Raw genomic sequence first — 974 nt, forward strand, 5'->3', positions numbered from 1 at the left:
GTCCAGACCAGCCCGGATCGTTTCCGGCAGGTGCTCGCGCAGCGTGCCGCCGGCGGCCCGGTCCAGGGCCGCGAGCACCTCGGACACCACCTGGCGCACGTCCGCGGGATCCGCGCCGGCCAGATCCCTGAGCTGCTCGACCAGCTCCGCGGCATCGTCGATGGCCACATCCTTCGGATCCGTCATGCTGGCCAGCCTACGGCGCAAAGCGGACTAAATCGCCGCATTCACCTAAATAGGGAAAGTCACTCCCGTACGGCCCGGTGCAGGGCCACCACCCCACCGGTCAGGTTGCGCCACGCCACACGACCCCAACCGGCCGCGCCCACCCGGGCCGCCAGGGCCGGCTGATCCGGCCAGGCCCGGATCGACTCGGCAAGGTAGACGTACGCGTCGGGGTTGCTGGCGACGGCCCGCGCCACCGCCGGCAGGGAGCGCATCAGGTACGACAGGTAGACGGTGCGGAAGGCGGCGTTGACCGGGGTGCTGAACTCGCAGATCACCAGGCGGCCACCCGGCCGGGTCACCCGGGCCAGTTCGCGCAGCGCGGCGTCGGTGTCGTTGACGTTGCGCAACGCGAAGGAGATGGTCACCGCGTCGAAGCTGGCGTCGGCGAAGGGCAGCCGCAGGGCGTCCCCGGCCAGCAGCGGCACCTGTGGACGGGTGCGCTTGCCGGCGTACAGCATGCCGAGCGACAGGTCGGCACCGACCGCGTACGCCCCGGAGTGGGCGAGTTCCTCGGTGGAGACCCCGGTGCCCGCGCCCACGTCGAGGACCCGATCACCGGGGCGCAGTTCGAGCGCCGCCCGGGTGGCGCGCCGCCAGGACCGGTCCTGCCCGAAGGAGAGGACGGTGTTGGTCAGGTCGTAGCGGGCCGCGACGCCGTCGAACATCGCGGCGACCTCGTGCGGCTGCTTGTCCAGGCTGGCGCGATGGCCCTGCGGGGTACGGCTCACCCCTCCACTCTGCCAGCC

Annotated in this window: 2 protein-coding genes; both read right to left on the bottom strand. The window is 72.2% G+C overall.

The window, feature by feature from the left end:
* On the bottom strand, positions 1–186 hold a 186-nt coding region (locus C1I95_RS34135; RefSeq protein WP_111220243.1), incomplete at its 3' end, for a hypothetical protein.
* A 59-nt stretch (positions 187–245) separates the two neighbouring features.
* Complete coding sequence (locus tag C1I95_RS34140; protein WP_111220245.1) at positions 246–956, bottom strand: demethylmenaquinone methyltransferase; 711 nt, start codon at positions 954–956, stop codon at positions 246–248.
* Between the last annotated feature and the right edge of the window lie 18 nt (positions 957–974).

Source organism: Micromonospora craterilacus, assembly GCF_003236315.1.
Classification (GTDB): domain Bacteria; phylum Actinomycetota; class Actinomycetes; order Mycobacteriales; family Micromonosporaceae; genus Micromonospora; species Micromonospora craterilacus.